The 16,146-nt window shown below is 59.9% G+C and carries 21 protein-coding genes; 8 read left to right on the top strand and 13 right to left on the bottom strand.

From position 1 onward, the window contains the following. Positions 1-93: 93 nt before the first annotated feature. The 9 genes from PMI27_RS17800 to PMI27_RS17840 all read right to left on the bottom strand — a co-directional run bounded on the left by PMI27_RS17800 (position 94) and on the right by PMI27_RS17840 (position 5,108). A complete protein-coding gene (locus PMI27_RS17800; protein ID WP_008154838.1) occupies positions 94-1,101 on the bottom strand; it encodes a glutathione S-transferase family protein in 1,008 nt (335 codons plus the stop codon). 90 nt (positions 1,102-1,191) lie between these two features. Further along, positions 1,192-2,193, bottom strand: a complete 1,002-nt coding sequence (locus PMI27_RS17805; RefSeq protein WP_008154836.1) for a glycosyl transferase family protein — start codon at positions 2,191-2,193, stop codon at positions 1,192-1,194. After that, positions 2,190-2,525, bottom strand: a complete 336-nt coding sequence (locus PMI27_RS17810; protein ID WP_008154834.1) for a TusE/DsrC/DsvC family sulfur relay protein — start codon at positions 2,523-2,525, stop codon at positions 2,190-2,192. The genes PMI27_RS17805 and PMI27_RS17810 overlap by 4 nt, the downstream gene beginning before the upstream one ends. After that, positions 2,522-2,815 (bottom strand): sulfurtransferase complex subunit TusB, encoded by a 294-nt coding sequence (tusB, locus tag PMI27_RS17815; protein WP_008154832.1) that lies wholly within the window; start codon positions 2,813-2,815, stop codon positions 2,522-2,524. Before tusB ends, PMI27_RS17810 begins: the two co-directional genes overlap by 4 nt. After that, a complete protein-coding gene (gene tusC, locus PMI27_RS17820; RefSeq protein ID WP_008154830.1) occupies positions 2,815-3,177 on the bottom strand; it encodes a sulfurtransferase complex subunit TusC in 363 nt (120 codons plus the stop codon). The genes tusB and tusC overlap by 1 nt, the downstream gene beginning before the upstream one ends. Before the next feature lies 1 nt (position 3,178). Further along, positions 3,179-3,571 (bottom strand): sulfurtransferase complex subunit TusD, encoded by a 393-nt coding sequence (gene tusD / locus PMI27_RS17825; protein WP_008154829.1) that lies wholly within the window; start codon positions 3,569-3,571, stop codon positions 3,179-3,181. Between the two features lie 198 nt (positions 3,572-3,769). Then, on the bottom strand, positions 3,770-4,474 hold the full coding sequence (locus PMI27_RS17830; RefSeq protein ID WP_008154827.1) for a YoaK family protein: 705 nt from the start codon (positions 4,472-4,474) through the stop codon (positions 3,770-3,772). Between the two features lie 35 nt (positions 4,475-4,509). Further along, positions 4,510-4,839 (bottom strand): DUF6388 family protein, encoded by a 330-nt coding sequence (locus PMI27_RS17835; protein WP_008154825.1) that lies wholly within the window; start codon positions 4,837-4,839, stop codon positions 4,510-4,512. A 20-nt stretch (positions 4,840-4,859) separates the two neighbouring features. Then, positions 4,860-5,108 (bottom strand): hypothetical protein, encoded by a 249-nt coding sequence (locus PMI27_RS17840; RefSeq protein WP_008154823.1) that lies wholly within the window; start codon positions 5,106-5,108, stop codon positions 4,860-4,862. A 161-nt stretch (positions 5,109-5,269) separates the two neighbouring features. Between PMI27_RS17840 and PMI27_RS17845 the strand changes: the two genes are divergently transcribed. Further along, a complete protein-coding gene (locus PMI27_RS17845; RefSeq protein WP_008154821.1) occupies positions 5,270-5,620 on the top strand; it encodes a hypothetical protein in 351 nt (116 codons plus the stop codon). Positions 5,621-5,720: 100 nt separating this feature from the next. Here PMI27_RS17845 and PMI27_RS17850 read toward each other — a convergent pair whose 3' ends face one another. Next, complete coding sequence (locus PMI27_RS17850; protein ID WP_008154819.1) at positions 5,721-6,149, bottom strand: GNAT family N-acetyltransferase; 429 nt, start codon at positions 6,147-6,149, stop codon at positions 5,721-5,723. Between the two features lie 152 nt (positions 6,150-6,301). On the opposite strand from PMI27_RS17850, the gene PMI27_RS17855 reads away from it, so the two are divergent. Both PMI27_RS17855 and PMI27_RS17860 read left to right on the top strand, forming a co-directional pair. After that, positions 6,302-6,739, top strand: a complete 438-nt coding sequence (locus PMI27_RS17855; protein ID WP_008154817.1) for a hemerythrin domain-containing protein — start codon at positions 6,302-6,304, stop codon at positions 6,737-6,739. Between the two features lie 61 nt (positions 6,740-6,800). Beyond that, complete coding sequence (locus PMI27_RS17860) at positions 6,801-7,394, top strand: NUDIX domain-containing protein (protein WP_008154815.1); 594 nt, start codon at positions 6,801-6,803, stop codon at positions 7,392-7,394. 145 nt (positions 7,395-7,539) lie between these two features. Here PMI27_RS17860 and PMI27_RS17865 read toward each other — a convergent pair whose 3' ends face one another. After that, complete coding sequence (locus tag PMI27_RS17865) at positions 7,540-8,052, bottom strand: methylated-DNA--[protein]-cysteine S-methyltransferase (RefSeq protein WP_033053177.1); 513 nt, start codon at positions 8,050-8,052, stop codon at positions 7,540-7,542. 150 nt (positions 8,053-8,202) lie between these two features. Here PMI27_RS17865 and ggt point away from each other — a divergent pair, with 150 nt between their 5' ends. From ggt to PMI27_RS17880, 3 genes are all read left to right on the top strand, one after another. Next, positions 8,203-9,930: a gamma-glutamyltransferase gene (ggt, locus tag PMI27_RS17870; protein ID WP_008154811.1), complete on the top strand. Its 1,728-nt coding sequence runs from the start codon at positions 8,203-8,205 to the stop codon at positions 9,928-9,930. A gap of 115 nt (positions 9,931-10,045) precedes the next feature. Further along, a complete protein-coding gene (locus tag PMI27_RS17875; protein WP_008154809.1) occupies positions 10,046-10,579 on the top strand; it encodes a cysteine hydrolase family protein in 534 nt (177 codons plus the stop codon). A gap of 181 nt (positions 10,580-10,760) precedes the next feature. Continuing rightward, positions 10,761-13,658 carry a sensor domain-containing phosphodiesterase gene (locus PMI27_RS17880; protein WP_008154807.1) on the top strand — a complete coding sequence of 966 codons (2,898 nt, stop codon included), beginning with the start codon at positions 10,761-10,763 and terminating at the stop codon, positions 13,656-13,658. Here PMI27_RS17880 and PMI27_RS17885 read toward each other — a convergent pair. Next, entirely contained in the window at positions 13,655-13,891 is a 237-nt protein-coding gene (locus PMI27_RS17885) for a hypothetical protein (RefSeq protein WP_008154805.1), read from the bottom strand. The two genes, PMI27_RS17880 and PMI27_RS17885, sit on opposite strands and share 4 nt — an antisense overlap. 167 nt (positions 13,892-14,058) lie before the next feature. Between PMI27_RS17885 and PMI27_RS17890 the strand changes: the two genes are divergently transcribed. Both PMI27_RS17890 and PMI27_RS17895 read left to right on the top strand, forming a co-directional pair. After that, on the top strand, positions 14,059-14,400 hold the full coding sequence (locus tag PMI27_RS17890; protein WP_008154803.1) for a hypothetical protein: 342 nt from the start codon (positions 14,059-14,061) through the stop codon (positions 14,398-14,400). 216 nt (positions 14,401-14,616) lie between these two features. Beyond that, on the top strand, positions 14,617-15,312 hold the full coding sequence (locus tag PMI27_RS17895; protein ID WP_338011341.1) for a tRNA (adenine(22)-N(1))-methyltransferase: 696 nt from the start codon (positions 14,617-14,619) through the stop codon (positions 15,310-15,312). Positions 15,313-15,366: 54 nt separating this feature from the next. Here the strand turns inward: PMI27_RS17895 and PMI27_RS17900 are convergent, their stop codons facing one another. Beyond that, a complete protein-coding gene (locus tag PMI27_RS17900; RefSeq protein WP_008154799.1) occupies positions 15,367-16,107 on the bottom strand; it encodes a Mut7-C RNAse domain-containing protein in 741 nt (246 codons plus the stop codon). Between the last annotated feature and the right edge of the window lie 39 nt (positions 16,108-16,146).

Raw genomic sequence — 16,146 nt, 5'->3', positions numbered from 1 at the left:
GGTTGGCGTCGTTTGCAATTTTGCGAACGACGCACATCCGTAGGAGCAAGGCTTGCCCGCGATGGCGTCATCAGAATCAACACGCTTTTCGGATCAGACTTCAGCTCTGCGCCAAACCCCTTTCCCGCTCAACCGCTCGCGATCATGCGGCGCTGTGAATGCCTGCGCCGGTCCTTTCGGCACGATCCCCGTCGGATTGATGGTCTTGTGGCTGCCGTAGTAGTGATTTTTGATGTGCTCGAAATCCACCGTCTCGGCAATCCCCGGCCACTGATAAATCTCCCGCAGCCAGTTCGACAGGTTCGGATAATCGGCGATCCGCCGCAGGTTGCACTTGAAGTGCCCGTGATACACCGCGTCAAAGCGAATCAACGTGGTGAACAGCCGAATATCCGCTTCAGTCAGGTATTCGCCGGTCAGGTAACGATTGGCGCCCAACAGCTGTTCCAGGCGATCCAGTTCGTTAAACACATCATCGAACGCCTCTTCATAAGCCTTCTGCGCCGTAGCAAACCCTGCGCGATACACGCCATTGTTCACCGCCGGATAAATCCGTTCGTTCAGCGCGTCGATCTCGCCCCGCAGCGGCGCCGGGTAGAAATCCAGGTCATTACCCGTCAAATCATCGAAGGCGCCATTGAACATGCGGATGATCTCCGCCGATTCATTGTTGACGATGCGATTCTGTTGTTTGTCCCAGAGTACCGGCACGGTGACGCGGCCGGTGTAGTCGGCGGTATCGGCGGTATAGCGTTGGTGCATGAAGTTGAAATGATCGAGCTTGTCCCCGGTCGATCCGAGGTTCTGGTCGAAGGTCCAGCCGTTTTCCAGCATCAACCAACTGACCACCGAGACGTCGATGAGGCTTTCGAGGCCTTTGAGTTTGCGCAGGATCAGCGTGCGGTGAGCCCATGGACAGGCGAGGGACACGTAGAGGTGATAACGACCGGCCTCGGCCGCAAAGCCACCGACACCGGTCGGGCCAGGCTTGCCGTCGGCGGTCAGCCAGTTACGACGCTGCGCTTGTTCACGCTGGAACGTACCGTCCTTGCCGCTTTCGTACCACTGGTCATGCCAGCGACCTTCAACTAACAAACCCATGTTCAAGACTCCTCAACCAATAAGCGTTGGAGAGGAGTCTATTCGCATCGGTTCGATTAAAAAGCGCAAAGGTTGGGCGCTTATGATCGGTTAAATCGATTTGTCCCGCGCATCCCAATACTGCTGGGCGGTTTCGAAGGCGTGTTCGCGGGTTTGACCCAGGCCGCGCAAGGCCAGGGCGATGGTCGAGATAAGCGCCATTTGCGGGTAGCTGTCGACCACGTCGCCACGCCACACGGCTTTCAAATGCTCGGGATCGAGGGTGGCCGGTTTGACGTGGCGTTGTGCCGACAACTGCGGCCATTCCTCGTCCCAGCTTTCGCCGCCAGTGGTGCCATACAAGTGACTGTCGGCGTCCGGGTTGATCTCGATTTCGCCGCCATCGCCTTTCACCACGATCGCGGTATCGCCGAGCAAACCGCTGGCATCGCGATGCACCGCCTGGTAACCGGGGTGGAAAATGCTTTGCAGGCCACAACGGGCACTCAAGGGGTTGAGAATCCGCGTCAAGGAATGGATCGGCGAGCGCAGGCCCAAGGTGTTGCGCAGGTCGATCATTCGTTGCAGTTGCGGTGCCCAATCCACCAGCGGCATGAAGGCCAGACCGCCGTTATCGAGTGCGTCGCCGACCTGCTGCCAGTCGCGGCACAACGGGATCTTCAACTCATCCAACAGTTGCTCGCTGTAGAGCCGACCCGCCGTGTGCGCGCCGCCGCCATGCATGAAAATGCGCACGCCGTTCTGCGCCAGACACTTGGCGGCCAACAGGTACCAAGGCAGATGGCGTTTCTTGCCGGCATACGTCGGCCAGTCCAGATCGACGGCCAGTGCCGGCGGATTCAACCGTTCACGCAAGGCTTCGGTAAACCCCGCCATCTCCTCAGCGCTTTCTTCCTTGTGCCGCAACAGCATCAGGAACGCGCCGAGCTGGGTGTCCTCGACCTTATGGTCGAGCACCATGCCCATGGCTTCGCGGGCTTCCTCGCGGGTCAAGTCGCGGGCGCCGCGCTTGCCTTTGCCGAGGATGCGCACGAACTGGGCGAACGGGTGTTCGGCGGGTGTTTCGAGGGTCAGCGCAGGGGAGTCGGTCATAAGCAATTCGTCGGTTTGGGCAGGCCCGCCAGTTTCGCGGCGAGTTTGGCAGGGGTGCCTTTGAACAGTCGGTTGAGGTGCAGGCTGTTGCCCTTGTCCGGGCCCAGCTTCATTGCTGTGTACTTGATCAGCGGACGAGTGGCCGGCGACAACTGGAATTCGGCGTAGAAGCTGCGCAGCAGTTCGAGGATTTCCCAGTGTTCGGGGCTCAACTCGATGTCTTCGGCGGCTGCCAGGGCGCTGGCCACGTCGGAGGACCAGTCGCTCAGTTCGACCAGGAAACCGTCCTTGTCCAACTCGATGGCTCGTGCGCCGACCGTCAGGGATTTCATAGCCAACTGTTGACCTTGTCGTAGTGAATCGACAGCTCGACGAAGGCCGGGTAATCGATGGCCTTGGCCGTGTCAGGAATCTCCAGTGCGCGAGCCTGGGCGTCTTCGGACAGTACGAACAGTTTCAGATGGCGGGCGTTCAGCGCATTGAATGGCGCGGTGCCTGGCTGCAGCGCATAAACCGCGTCGCCAGTCAGCAGCAGCGCATCGTCAGCGCCCATCAAGCGCAGGCAACTGGTCAGGCGATCGTCGCCGAACGGGGAATGGGACAACACATGCAAAGTCGACATCAGAGGGTGATCACCTGGTCGTAACGGTCAATAAGTGCGGTGATTTCGTGAGCGGCCAGCACCTGCGCTTCTTCCAGCGACAAGCCGGCCGGGTTCAGACCCCGTTCCGCAACGCTGTTGGCACAGATAAACAGCTCGTCGACACCGAACATCGGCAAGGCTTGCAGGTTGGCGCTCAGGTCTTTCTGCTGGAGAGCCTTGGCGTCCTGTTTCGCGGCGAGCTGGAACACCCCGTCATCGAGAAACAGCAGGCCGATCGGCAGATCAAAGGCGCCGCCGGCCAGCACGATGTCCAGCGCTTCCCGCGCACTCGGCCCGGACCAGGGCGCCTGACGGCTGATAATCAGCAAGGATTTAGCCATCTCACGCGCCTCCGAAACAGATCAGGCGGTCAGCGTCCTGCACCGCGTCATGCAACTGGCCCAGGCCAGACAATTCCCACGGAGCGCCCACGGCAACGGCTTCACGCTGATAGCGCCCGGCTTCTTCTTCGTTCAACACGCCACGACGCAGGGCCGCTGCGATACACACGACACCGTCCAGTTGATGCTCGGTGACGAAGTTGCGCCATTGCTTGGGCAAATCCTGTTCATCCTGCGGCGTGACCACGCTGCCGGAGGCGTTGTAGACGCCGTCCTGATAGAAAAACAGCCGGACAATCTCATGCCCACCGGCCAGCGCAGCCTGAGCAAACAGCAGGGCGCGGCGCGAGGAGGGCGCATGGGCGGCGGAAAACAGCGCGATGGCGAACTTCATGACGGACTCGATCAGTAAAACTGCGGCCATGATAAAGCTTTATCGCCAGAGGGGCTAAATCGATGTTGTCTGTGCGGGCCCCATCGCGAGCAGGCTCGCTCCCACAGGGGTTTGGGTGATGCCGAAGATTGTAGCTTCACCGCAAAACCTGTGGGAGCGAGCCTGCTCGCGATGGGGCCCGCACAGGCCACACAAAATTCAGCGCGGCATGTAACCCAACTGCCAGCGCCGTGGGATTTTCAGCGACAGCAGCCCCACCGCGCCGGCCAGCAGACCGCTGACAAACAACGCTTTGAGCCCCAGGTGATGTTCCAGCACGGCGCCGAGTACCGCGCCGGCAAACATTCCAGTCCAGGGGATCAGTTGCACGCGCCAGCCGTTGCGCCGTTCGCCGAGCATCCAGCGTCCCAGCCCACGGCCGAAGCGCGACAGGGCGCCGGTGACGTAGGTCAGGCCGACCGGCAGACCGTTCACTTCTTCCACGGCGGCATTGAGCATGCCCATGGCGATGATCGCCGCCAGTAGCGCTGGCAATTGTTCGTCGTAGGGCCAGGCAGCGGCGCCGCAGAGCAGCGTGGCGATGCACAGCAGCAAGGGCAGCGCCCGACGGCCGCCGAGGCGGCTGACGACAATCCCCAAGGCGTTGCCGACGATGAAGGTGCCGACGAGGATCACCAGGCGCAAGGTCAGGCCCAGGTCGCCGTCGCTGATAGCGACGGCGAGGCGGGTGGTGTTGCCGCTCATGAACGAGACGAAATCACCGCTGGCCATGAAGCCGATGGCGTCGGTCATGCCGGCGAGCACCGAGAGGCTGGCCACCAGCGACATGCCGATGCGTCCGCGCCATTTGCGGGTATGCAGATGGCCTGGGCTGGCGCGGTCAGTTGAGAGGGATGGCAACATCAGCGAAGGTCGTCCTCAGGCAGCGACCGAAAGGGTCACTTACTCAATCCATATAACTCGCAATACTCCAGCCAGTCCATGCCGGCCATCTCGGCCACTTCCTTGTGCACTTCCAGGCGCTGTGCCTGATAGTCCTCTGGCGTCGCGGCGGTCAGTTGCAGCGTCAGCTCCCAGGCAAACAATCCCAGGCGCTCGGCCTCGGCTTCGAAGGCTTCATGCAAGCGTTCGTCGCGGTACTGCGCCGCGGTCTCGCCCTTGGCCTGAGCCAACAGCGGGTTGAGGTTGTCGAGTTCGAGGCGCAGTTCAGGGCGCTCATCGAGAAACTTCTTCAGCGCTTGCTCGTGTTGCTGTTCGGTTGCCGCCATGGTCGCTCCTTGAGGCTGGATTACGAAGACTGCTTCTTGCTGGCCTTGGCCGCTGCTGCCAGGCACTCGAGGGCAAACTGCTCGGGGTAGGTCATTTGAATCGGCGTGGTTTCACCTTTGACGGTTCTTTCGCCGTCGAGGATGTAACGAATCCGCTTGTCGGTGACGCCAATTCGCTTGGCAATCCAGGACGGCGTCTGACCGATCTGGCTGATCAGTTTGTCGGCATATTCAGCGGTCGGTTTGTAGTATTCGGCGTTGGGTGTCATGACCTTTCCAGAAAATAAGCCCGGAAAAACGGGCGATGCGGTGTTAATGGCGCGACAGGGTGCGCGAATCGTCACTCGGTGTCGCGGTATAAATGAAGTAAAGCAGAACGATACGCCGTGCCGCGGTGATACAGTCCGCTTTTTCTTGATGAGCGAACGCAATGCGAATTCTGATGGTGGCGCTGGCCGTAACGTTGCTGGCGGGATGCGCGGGCTCGGCGATGAACGACGCCCGCACTGGAACCCCGTACAAAACCCTGACGTCGGACAAACCGGAAAAAGTCGTCGCCCAGTGTGTGCAGTTTTCCTGGCAGGATGAGGCGGTGTTTGGTGTCGATGCTGGCGCGTACTTGCAACCTGGCGAGAAGGGCGGCACCACCGTTTACACGCGCTCGGCGGAGTCCTTTGTGGACGTGAAGACTGACGCTTCCGCTACCGTGCTGAATTATTACGCGCAGCATGACGACTTTGTGGCCAAGCGCCGACTGGCGGCGTTGGCGACCTGTTTGTAAGCAAGATCAAAAGATCGCAGCCTGCGGCAGCTCCTACAATGGGCAGGCGAACACCCTGTAGGAGCTGCCGCAGGCTGCGATCTTTTGGCGGTGCCAGCGATCAAACGTTTGTCAGGCGCTTCTGGAAAAAGAAGCGCTTGTGGCCCGGTGGGTAGTCGGCGATCTGGCCTAGCTCGCTATAGCCGAGCTTCCTGTAGAACTCCGGCGCCTGGAAGTCGAAGGTGTCGAGCCAGATTCCCACGCATTCCTTTTCCCGTGCCAGGTCTTCGGCCATCTGCATCAGCTTCGTGCCCATGCCCTGTCCCCGGGCCTGTTCTGGCACCGACAGCAACTCGATGTACAACCATTGATAAAAAAACCGACCATACAGGCCGCCGAGAATCTCGTCCTGTTCGTCGCGGATCAGCAAGGCAATGGGCTCCTGCGTCGAGACACCGGCCTTTGAGGCGTTATAGGCACGCAACGGCAGGACGATCGCCTGCTCCTCGTCTTCGGTGGGGTTTTGTGACTGTTCGATTCGCAGTTCCATCAGCTAAATCCTTATGGCTATGAGGGGACAACCCCCCTAAGCCTAACGTGTGCGCTGGCGGTTGTTCCAGACTCTTGAGTGGAACCCTTGCTCGCGCCCGGATGTCTAGCCTAAACAGCGTCATTCCTGAACGCGGCCTATGAGGACAATCCGTGAATATTTTCGAAGCCTTGCGCGAAAGCCATGACCGCCAACGTACCTACGCCGATGCGCTAATCCAGACCAGCGGCGACACTCCCGAGCGGGTCGAGGCTTACAAGCAGCTCAAGTCCGAACTTCAGGCCCACGAAACCGCTGAAGAGCGGCATTTCTACATCCCGCTGATGGAGTTCGATAACGGCGTCGACCTCAGCCGTCATGCCATTTCGGAACATCACGAGATGGACGAAATGATGGAGGAACTGGACGAGACCGAGATGTCCAGCCCGGCCTGGCTGGTCGCCGCGAAGAAGCTCGCCGAGAAGGTCAATCACCACCTGGAAGAGGAAGAGCAGAAGTTCTTCCAGATGGCCGGCAAGCTACTCGACGACAAACAGAAAGAGACGCTGGCGGGTCAGTATGAGAAGGAATACAAGGCTCAGCTGTCTTAGCGCCAGGCTTTCGTTTTCGCCTAAGATGTGCGCCTTCTGACGTAAAAAGGGATGCATTGTCATGTCGAACACAGCCGAGCGGGTCAACCTCATCGAGTCTCAGGTGTTGTCCCACGACTGGTACCTGCTCAAGAAAATCACCTTCGATTACCTGCGCAACAACGGCGAATGGCAACGCCAGACCCGCGAGGTCTATGACCGTGGCAATGGCGCGGCGATCCTGCTGTTCAACCGTGAAAAGAAAACCGTGGTGCTGACCCGGCAATTCCGATTGCCGGTGTTCGTCAATGGCCACGATGGGTTGCTGATCGAAGTGGCGGCAGGGCTGCTCGAAGGCGCGGCGCCTGAAGAGCGCATCCGCGGAGAAGCCGAGGAAGAAACCGGTTATCGCGTGCACCATGTGCACAAGGTGTTCGAGGCCTACATGAGCCCCGGCTCGGTGACTGAAAAGCTGCACTTCTTCATCGCTGAGTACGACGCCGCTTCCAAGGTCAGCGAGGGCGGCGGGCTGGAGGAGGAGACGGAGGAGCTGGAAGTGCTGGAGTGGAAGTTCGACGACGCACTTGAGGCGTTTTATCGCGGGGAAATCTGCGATGCGAAGACCATCATGTTGCTGCAGTATGCGGCGATGAAAAACATCTTCACCGCAGCCTAAGAAGCGCACACCCCCCTGTAGGAGCTGCCGCAGGTTCGGGCCGCGTTCGGACGATCTTTTGATCTTGATCTTCGGTGCCCTTGGAAACGCTGAAGATCAAAAGATCGTCCGAACGCGGCCCGAACCTGCGGCAGCTCCTACAAGGTCAAAAGCCTTCCAGTCGTCCAGTCCCACCCCATTGCCCGCCTTCCAGCGTCAGCAGCTGCTCCTTCGCCTCAAGTCCGCCGGCAAACCCGGTGAGCTTCCCCGAAGCGCCAATCACCCGATGACACGGCGCAACAATCGAAATCGGGTTCTTGCCATTCGCCGCACCCACTGCTCGAACCGCGCTGGGATTGCCGATCTGCCGGGCTATCTCGCTATAGCTGCGTGTTTCACCAAATGGAATGGTCAGCAGCGCTGCCCAGACCTTCTTCTGAAATTCCGTCCCGGCAAAATCCAGATCCAGGTCGAAACGATTGCGCGTGCCCGCAAAGTATTCCTGCAACTGTTGAGCGGTGCGCATCAGGATCGGATTATCTGGCGCCTCGCGCATCGGCCCAAGCCGCACCCGACCGGGCTTGTCGTTTTCCCAGAGGATGGCTGCCAGTCGTGAGTCGTTCGCGACCAGCTTCAACTCGCCCACCGGCGTGGCGAGGGTGACGAAGGTGTAACTCATGCCGGTGGACTCCATAAAGGTGCTGAGCAGAGGCCAAGCATACTGCCTCGACGGGGAGGCGCAATACGCAATCCCAGCCATACTTGCCTCTGCTCTTGAAGCCTTCCCTCTGTTTTTTTACAGAGCCTAAAAACAAAAAGAGACTGACTCATGAAGTTCGAACCTTTTGCCAAAACGCTGATTGCGACCTCGTTGGCGCTCAGCTGCCTCAGTGCTTACGCGGCCTCCGTGGCGCCGGTTGCGGCCGAAAACGGCATGGTCGTCACCGCCCAGCATCTGGCCAGTCACGTGGGCGTCGATGTGCTCAAGAACGGCGGCAACGCCGTCGATGCCGCAGTAGCGGTCGGTTATGCGCTGGCGGTGGTTTATCCCGCGGCGGGCAACCTGGGTGGCGGCGGTTTCATGACCATTCAGTTGGCGGACGGACGCAAGACCTTCCTCGACTTCCGCGAAAAAGCCCCGCTGGCCGCTACTGCAAACATGTACCTCGACAAGGAGGGCAACGTCGTCCCTGACCTGAGCACCCGTGGCCATCTGGCCGTTGGCGTGCCGGGCACCGTATCGGGCATGGAACTGGCACTGAAGAAATACGGCACCAAACCGCGCAAGGAAGTGATCGCCCCGGCCATCAAGCTCGCCGAAGACGGTTTTGTGCTGGAGCAGGGCGATGTCGAATTGCTGGAATACGCCACTGACATGTTCAAGAAGGACATCAAGGATTCCGGTGCGATCTTCCTGAGCAACGGTGAGCCGATGCAAGTCGGTCAGAAACTGGTGCAAAAAGACCTCGGCAAAACCCTGCGGGAAATCTCCGAGAACGGCGCCGACGGCTTCTATAAAGGCTGGGTGGCCGATGCCATCGTCACCTCCAGTCAGGCCAACAAAGGCATCATCACTCAGGCCGACCTCGACAAATACAAGACCCGCGAACTGGCCCCGATCGAATGCGATTACCGCGGCTACCATGTGGTCTCGGCACCGCCGCCAAGCTCTGGCGGCGTGGTGATTTGCGAGATCATGAACATTCTCGAAGGCTATCCGATGAAAGACCTGGGCTATCACTCGGCCCAGAGCATGCACTACCAGATCGAAGCGATGCGTCACGCCTATGTGGACCGCAACAGCTACCTGGGCGACCCGGATTTCGTGAAGAACCCGATCGCCCATCTGCTGGATAAAAACTACGCCACCAAAATCCGCACCGCCATCAACCCGCAAAAGGCCGGTGTGTCCCGCGAGCTCAAACCCGGCGTAGCGCCCCATGAAGGCAGCAACACCACCCATTACTCCATCGTCGATAAATGGGGCAACGCGGTCTCGGTGACCTACACCTTGAACGACTGGTTCGGCGCCGGCGTCATGGCCAGCAAAACCGGGGTCATCCTCAACGACGAAATGGACGATTTCACCTCTAAAATCGGCGTGCCGAACATGTACGGTCTGGTGCAAGGGGAGGCTAACGCCATCGCACCCGGCAAGGCACCGCTGTCGTCCATGAGCCCGACCATCGTCACCAAGGACGGCAAAGTGGTGATGGTCGTCGGCACCCCCGGCGGCAGTCGCATCATCACCGCGACCTTACTGACTATGCTCAACGTGATCGACTACGGGATGAACATCCAGGAAGCGGTCGATGCACCGCGTTTCCACCAGCAGTGGTTGCCGGAAGAGACCAACCTGGAGACCTTCACTACCAGCCCTGATACGGTGAAGATGCTCGAAAGTTGGGGGCACAAGTTTGCCGGGCCACAGGATGCCAACCATGTGGCGGCGATTCTGGTCGGCGCGCCTTCGCTGGAAGGCAAACCGGTGGGCAAAAACCGCTTCTATGGGGCGAACGATCCACGTCGTAACACCGGGTTGTCGCTCGGTTATTGAGGCAGATCCGGGCCACCCCAATTCTTGAGGGTGGCCCCCGATCCCGTAGCAAGTTAAAAGGGGAACGGATTCTAAATCCGTTGCCGATTCACCGACCTGTCAAGGAAGGAAGCTCATGGCTACCGCACTGCTGATCATCGATGTCCAGCGTGCCTTGTGCACTGGCGAATACGAATGTTTTGAGATCAAGCGCGTTATCGAGAACATCAACGACCTCAGTGCCAAGGCTCGCGAAGCAGGCATCCCGGTCATCCTCATCCAGCACGAAGAACAGGGCGACCAGCTGCAACACGGTTCCGAAGGCTGGCAATTGGCCGAAAGCCTGAAGACGTCGCCGCAAGACCTTCGCGTGCGAAAAACCAATCGAGACTCGTTCTACCGGACCCACTTGCAAGCCCAATTGCAGGATTTGGGCAGCGACCGCCTGATCATCTGCGGGCTGCAAACCGACTATTGCGTCAACGCCACTGTCCGCCAGGCCCTGAAGCTGGGCTATGACGTAGTGCTCGCCGCCGATGCGCATTCCACCGTCGACAACGGCAACCTCGCCGCCGAAGACATCATCACCGAGCACAACGCAGACCTGGCGCACTTGACGGGGCCCGTGGCGCGGATCGACGTGATGCCGACCAGCGAAATCCGCATCTGAAACTGCACGGCGATCAACGACCTGGACAGCAAGTAGCGAGTCACTCGTTGTCCGTCCCTTGTTGGCACTTAGCGAATAAAACTATTGAAAAAAACCTCTATACGCTTTAAACGGGAGGATCACTGGCACATTGTTTGCGTTCAGTAAGTGAGTATCGCCAGTTCTGGCTCTGGGAGCGCTGATGAGTTTTCGTCCATTGACACACTCCCCGCGGCAATCGAACGATTGCGACGTTGTCGCACCTCAACCAGAAGGGAAGTGGGATACGGTCGCAATGGCCTGCGCTGGTAACGAGAACACGATCGAACAATTGCTGGATTCAGCGCGTAATTGGGCCCATACCACCGCGTGGGTGGTTTACCGCGCCGGCGAACAAATGCATTTGGTCGGGCAGGGCGACCCGAGGGTGCAGTGGCCGTCAATCGTTGCGAATGAAGAATTTGAAGCCTTTTGCCTGACCCGGCACTTGCACCGCTGGCCGACCGGTAGAGGCGAAACGGTGCTGGGTTGGCTACTCGCGCCAGCCAACGATGCCGCGGAGCCGGCGCTCGCCGAGTTTGCCCAGCGCCTGGGCATCGAGGTACAGACCAATACCCTGGCCCGTGCGCAGATTACTCAGCGTGTGCTGTATGAAATTACCTACCTGGCCAGTTCGACCCGCGACCGGTCAGTGTTTCTGGTGGGGGTTCACCAGCTGCTGGCTAGCCTGATCGACGCCGAGAACTTCTATCTCGCGCTGTATGACCCGCACAGTGGCAAGATTGACTACCCGTATTACGTCGACATCATCGACGTTGATGCCCTGGAGTCCCAGCATTACGAATACCTTGACCCTTCGCACTTGTCGTTGACCGGCCAGGTATTGACCAGTGGCCAGCCGTTGCTGATCGACGCCGCCGGCATTCTCGCGGCTCAGGCCGAGAATCGTTTCTACTGCGTGGGTGATCGTCCCGAGTTCTGGATGGGCGCACCGTTGAAAAATGCCTCGGATGAGGTGTTTGGCATGCTTGCGATGCAGGTCTACGACGTTTCTCGTACCTACAGCGCTGAAGACCGCGCGTTGTTTCTGGTGGTGGCCCGTCACGTGGCCATGGCGCTGGACCGGATTCTGCACCGCGAGGACCTGGAAGAGACGGTGATGCGTCGCACCCTGGAGCTTTCGGCAGTCAACGATGCATTGAGGCAGGAAGTGGCAGAACGACAGCGCGCCGAACATCTGCAGAGCGCGCTGTTCCAGATCGCTGAACTGTCGAGCCAGCCTGGCGACATGGCTGAGTTGTTTCAAACGTTGCATGGCATCGTCGGTGATCTGCTGTTCGCGCGGAACTTCTACATTGCACTGTTCGACGACGCGACCACTGAAGTGACCTTTCCGTATTACGTCGATGAGCGGCAGACAACCTGCCCGCAGGCGCGGCGTGGGCGCCGGGGCTTGACGGAGTACGTTATCCGTCAGCGCCGACCTTGCCTGATTGATGCAGGCGAAGCTGACCGATTGGCTGCGCACGGTGAAATCGCAATGGCCCATGAGTCTGTCAAAGCCTATTCCTGGCTGGGCATTCCATTGTTCGATGGCGATGTGGTGCGTGGCGTGCTGGCGGTGCAAAGTTATACCTCGCAGGTGCGCTATACCCCGCGTGACCAGGAATTGCTGACGTTCGTGTCGCGGCACATCGACACCGCGTTGTCGCGACGCACCGCCGCCGAAGCGATCCATGCTGCCAATCTCATGCTGGAAGCCCGGGTGCAGAACCGCACTCGCGAGCTCGATCACGCCAATGCCAAGTTGCAACACGAAAACTCCCACGATGCGCTGACCGGGCTACCCAATCGTACCTACCTGCAACAGCGCCTCAATCTGGCGTGGTCGCGGTTCGGCAGCGAAGGCGGGCACCTGGCGGTGATGTTCATCGACCTCGACCGTTTCAAGATGGTGAACGACAGCCTCGGCCATCATTTTGGCGACCTGTTGCTGATGCAGGCCGCCCACCGTTTACGCGGGTGTCTGCGCGACACCGACATGCTGGCGCGCCTGGGTGGCGATGAGTTTTCAGTGCTCGTCCCCGAGGCGCCGCTGGACGTGGTGATCGAAATCGCCGAACGGATTCTGGTGGCCTTCGACCTGCCGTTTTTCATCAATGGCCATGAAGTGTTTTCGTCCTGCAGTATCGGTATTGTCAGCGCAGACAGTCAGTTCCATCACGAACCAGCCGACTTGCTGCGCGACGCCGATGCGGCGATGTACCGGGTCAAGAGTGCCGGGCGTGACAGCTACGCGGTGTTCAATCAGGAAGTGCGCCGTGAGGTCTCGGACCAGGTTGAGCGGGAAGGGGCCTTGCGCAACGCGCTCAAACGTACCGACGAACTGCTGCCGTATTTCCAGCCGATTGTGAGCGTCGAAAGCGGCGAACTGTTGGCCCTTGAAGCGCTGATCCGCTGGCATCAACCGGGAGGCCGGGTGATCGCGCCGGGCGAGTTTTTGCCGGATGTCGAAGGTTTGCGTCTGATCGGTCGACTGGACCTGTACATGCTCAACAGCATTGCAGTGATCCTCGCACAGCCCCAGCACGCCAATTGGCCTGCGGTGCACGTCAATTGCTCCAGTTACAGCATGGCGCGTCCGGACTTCGCCAGCGATGTGCTTGCGCTGTTGGCCCGGCACCGGGTCGCGCCATCACGGATCTGCCTGGAGTTGACCGAAGGTGCGCTGGTGGCTGAGCCAGCCATTGCCCGACTGACCATGCAGCAATTGGCCGACAACGGCATGTCGGTGGTGCTCGATGACTTCGGTGCAGGATTTTCATCCCTGAGCTATGTGCATCAATACCGCTTCAGCGGCTTGAAGATCGACAAGTCGTTCATCCTCGAACTGACCACCAGTCCACGCAGTCGCGCGATCGTCCGGGCGATTGTGCGGATGGCCGAATCGCTGGACCTCAGCGTGGTGGCCGAAGGGGTCGAGGATGAAGCGACGCTGGTCTTGCTGCGCGAGATGGGTGCAGGGCAGGCCCAGGGTTATTATTTTGCCAAGCCGATGGGTTTGGAGGCGTTGTTGGAGACTTCGCTGATCGGGCGCTAAAGCCACGTGTTCACCACTCGCCGATCCAGCTCTTCCCAATCCGCCATGCCCAACACCCGTGTGGTGTTCAACCCCCGCAAATACCCCCGCAACTGATTGGCAGTGGCCCGCGCAAGCTCCGGGTCGGGTGCGTTTTCGCACAACAGTACGGTTTCGTACTGGATCAGGTACTCGGCCACCCGCTCACGGAAGTCGGGCAAAACGGCGTCGCGGATCAGGTCAAAAGTTCTCAAGGAGAGATCCTCATTAATTATTTCCAGTCGTGATTGAGTGTGAATCCGTCTACACGGCGCGCAACTATCGCTAGAAGTAATAGTGACCATTACGAAACGCAAGTTCTTCTTTGTCGGTAATCGGCGGAAAATCGCCGCCATCGAACTTTATTTTCAGGATGAAACCGATGCGTCCTTTATTCGCACCCGCCATGGCGTTTGCCTCTTTGTTGTTCGCCGGTTGTGCCTCCGCGCCGAACGATCCGACCCTGATCTTGCAGACCAACAAGACCCCTGCGCAATTCGCCGACTGCGTCATACCGAAATTGCAGGGCAACGCGTTGAACCCGACTGTCTCGCAGACCCAGCGTAGCTACCGGATCGTGGTGCCGAGCAAAGTCTCAGCGGACAACGTGCTGGAAGCCTACAAGGCCGGGAGCGGCGGCAAGGTGTTCGTCTACGAGCGGCATTTGCTGGCCTCGAACTTCCTGCCTTCGAGTTTTGAGCGCGCCGCACAGGATTGCATCTGACTCTGCCCGTAGACGCTTTTTATCGAGCTCCTTTGGTTGGCCGCAACCAACCAATTTTTTGCCCCGCACCGCTTTCGGTGGCGGGGCTTTTTTTGTGCTTGCTGATGCGAGTCATGGCCCGGGTCATATAAATTTGAAATGCACGGCGTTGCCCGACAGAATCGCGTCCCGATCTGGCCAACGGTGCCGGACGTTCGTGGTGAAAAGGAACTGCAGTTGAACGAACAGACATTGTCCCAGCGCCTGGAGCGTGTGGCGGCGCATGTGCCCGCAGATGCGCGCCTGGCCGATATCGGCTCTGATCACGGCTACCTGCCGGTGGCGTTGATGCGCCGGGGCGCCATTGCGGCGGCGGTGGCCGGCGAAGTGGCCTTGACGCCGTTCCGCTCGGCCGAACGCACCGTGCGCGAGAACGGCCTGGACCAGCGGATCATCGTGCGCCTGGCCAATGGTCTGGCGGCGATCGAGCCGGGTGACGGAATCACGGCGATCAGCATCTGCGGCATGGGCGGCGAGACGATCCGCGACATCCTCGACAACGGCAAGGCGCACCTGAGCGGCCAGGAACGCCTGATTCTGCAGCCCAACGGCGGCGAGCAGCCATTGCGCCAATGGCTAATGGAAAATGGCTACCGCATCCTCTGCGAGGAACTGCTGCGGGAAAATCGCTTCGACTACGAAATCATCGTCGCCGAGCGCGCCGGGCCGGTGATGTACACCGCCGAGGAGCTTTACTTCGGCCCGCTGCAGATGCAGGCACGCAGCCCGGCGTTCCTGATCAAGTGGCAGCGCATCCTGCGCGAGAAGCAGAAGACCCTGACCCAATTCGCCCGTGCGCGGCAGGCCGTGCCCGAGGAGAAAGTGCAAGACATCGCCCGGCAGGCCCGGTGGATCACCGAGCTGCTGGCTTGAGGCCGGTCCAGGGTTTGTGAGGCACTTTTCCCGCAGCCGGCCCGACGCGTTCGGTTATCGGTTCAGCAGAGGTGCCAGCAGTGCACACATGCCACGCCAGTGAGAACCCTCCCAGTAAATCCGTTGACAGGCGTCGCAGCGCAAGAAGTGCGAATAGAGCGCGCCAACGCGTGGCGGCACCTGCGCCCGGGCCAGTTCCGTGCTGATCTCGTGCAGCGGCAGGTTGCAATGAAGGCACAGGCTGAATGGCCGCGCGCTACGCGCCAGGTCGAGGCGCTCGTACAATTCGCGCAGCTGCAGCGACGGTTTCAGGGCATGCAGGTAACAGCCGTGGCTGATGATCCGTCGCTTGAGCAGTTCGCGGTCGCGGGTTAGCACGATGCGTCCTTGCTGCGCAGCGATCTCGGCGATCTCGCCATCCTCGAAGCCATTGTCGTAGAGGGTGTCAAAGCCGCTCATGCGCAGCAGGCTGGCCAGCCCGCCCAGGTGTGCATCAGCGACGAAGCGCAGCACCCGTAAAGGTTGCGCACGAACCTTGAGCAGCGGGCTGATGTCCAGCGCTTCGAACTTGGGATACACCGCCAGTCGGTCACCGTCGAAGATCATCCGCTCCAGGCCCACCGACTCGCCGTTGAGCAGCACCAGCTCGACCTCCGTGTGCGGGATCCCGAGCGCCTCGATCATATGCTTGACCGTCGCCCCTCGCGCGCACTCGCAGGTGAAGGACTGCCGCCGCCGTTCGGCCGGCAGGAAATCGTTGAGCTCCTCGTAGAAGCGGAAGGTTGCACGAGTCATGTTGAACAGTATGGCAGGGCTGCGGGATGAGCGAGTTCA

This window comes from Pseudomonas sp. GM41(2012) (assembly GCF_000282315.2).
Classification (GTDB): Bacteria; Pseudomonadota; Gammaproteobacteria; order Pseudomonadales; family Pseudomonadaceae; genus Aquipseudomonas.
This window is presented reverse-complemented; position numbering and strand designations above follow the sequence as displayed.

Excerpts from the sequence above, each read along its gene's own strand:
- PMI27_RS17860 (WP_008154815.1), top strand. The coding sequence starts at position 6,801 with ATGTCGAACACAGCCGAGCGGGTCAACCTCATCGAGTCTCAGGTGTTG.
- PMI27_RS17865 (WP_033053177.1), bottom strand. The coding sequence starts at position 8,052 with ATGAGTTACACCTTCGTCACCCTCGCCACGCCGGTGGGCGAGTTGAAG.
- tusC (WP_008154830.1), bottom strand. The coding sequence starts at position 3,177 with ATGGCTAAATCCTTGCTGATTATCAGCCGTCAGGCGCCCTGGTCCGGG.
- tusD (WP_008154829.1), bottom strand. The coding sequence starts at position 3,571 with ATGAAGTTCGCCATCGCGCTGTTTTCCGCCGCCCATGCGCCCTCCTCG.
- PMI27_RS17880 (WP_008154807.1), top strand. The coding sequence starts at position 10,761 with ATGAGTTTTCGTCCATTGACACACTCCCCGCGGCAATCGAACGATTGC.
- PMI27_RS17900 (WP_008154799.1), bottom strand. The coding sequence starts at position 16,107 with ATGACTCGTGCAACCTTCCGCTTCTACGAGGAGCTCAACGATTTCCTG.
- PMI27_RS17800 (WP_008154838.1), bottom strand. The coding sequence starts at position 1,101 with ATGGGTTTGTTAGTTGAAGGTCGCTGGCATGACCAGTGGTACGAAAGC.
- PMI27_RS17845 (WP_008154821.1), top strand. The coding sequence starts at position 5,270 with ATGCGAATTCTGATGGTGGCGCTGGCCGTAACGTTGCTGGCGGGATGC.
- ggt (WP_008154811.1), top strand. The coding sequence starts at position 8,203 with ATGAAGTTCGAACCTTTTGCCAAAACGCTGATTGCGACCTCGTTGGCG.
- PMI27_RS17890 (WP_008154803.1), top strand. The coding sequence starts at position 14,059 with ATGCGTCCTTTATTCGCACCCGCCATGGCGTTTGCCTCTTTGTTGTTC.
- PMI27_RS17850 (WP_008154819.1), bottom strand. The coding sequence starts at position 6,149 with ATGGAACTGCGAATCGAACAGTCACAAAACCCCACCGAAGACGAGGAG.
- PMI27_RS17830 (WP_008154827.1), bottom strand. The coding sequence starts at position 4,474 with ATGTTGCCATCCCTCTCAACTGACCGCGCCAGCCCAGGCCATCTGCAT.
- PMI27_RS17840 (WP_008154823.1), bottom strand. The coding sequence starts at position 5,108 with ATGACACCCAACGCCGAATACTACAAACCGACCGCTGAATATGCCGAC.
- PMI27_RS17810 (WP_008154834.1), bottom strand. The coding sequence starts at position 2,525 with ATGAAATCCCTGACGGTCGGCGCACGAGCCATCGAGTTGGACAAGGAC.
- PMI27_RS17875 (WP_008154809.1), top strand. The coding sequence starts at position 10,046 with ATGGCTACCGCACTGCTGATCATCGATGTCCAGCGTGCCTTGTGCACT.
- tusB (WP_008154832.1), bottom strand. The coding sequence starts at position 2,815 with ATGTCGACTTTGCATGTGTTGTCCCATTCCCCGTTCGGCGACGATCGC.
- PMI27_RS17835 (WP_008154825.1), bottom strand. The coding sequence starts at position 4,839 with ATGGCGGCAACCGAACAGCAACACGAGCAAGCGCTGAAGAAGTTTCTC.
- PMI27_RS17805 (WP_008154836.1), bottom strand. The coding sequence starts at position 2,193 with ATGACCGACTCCCCTGCGCTGACCCTCGAAACACCCGCCGAACACCCG.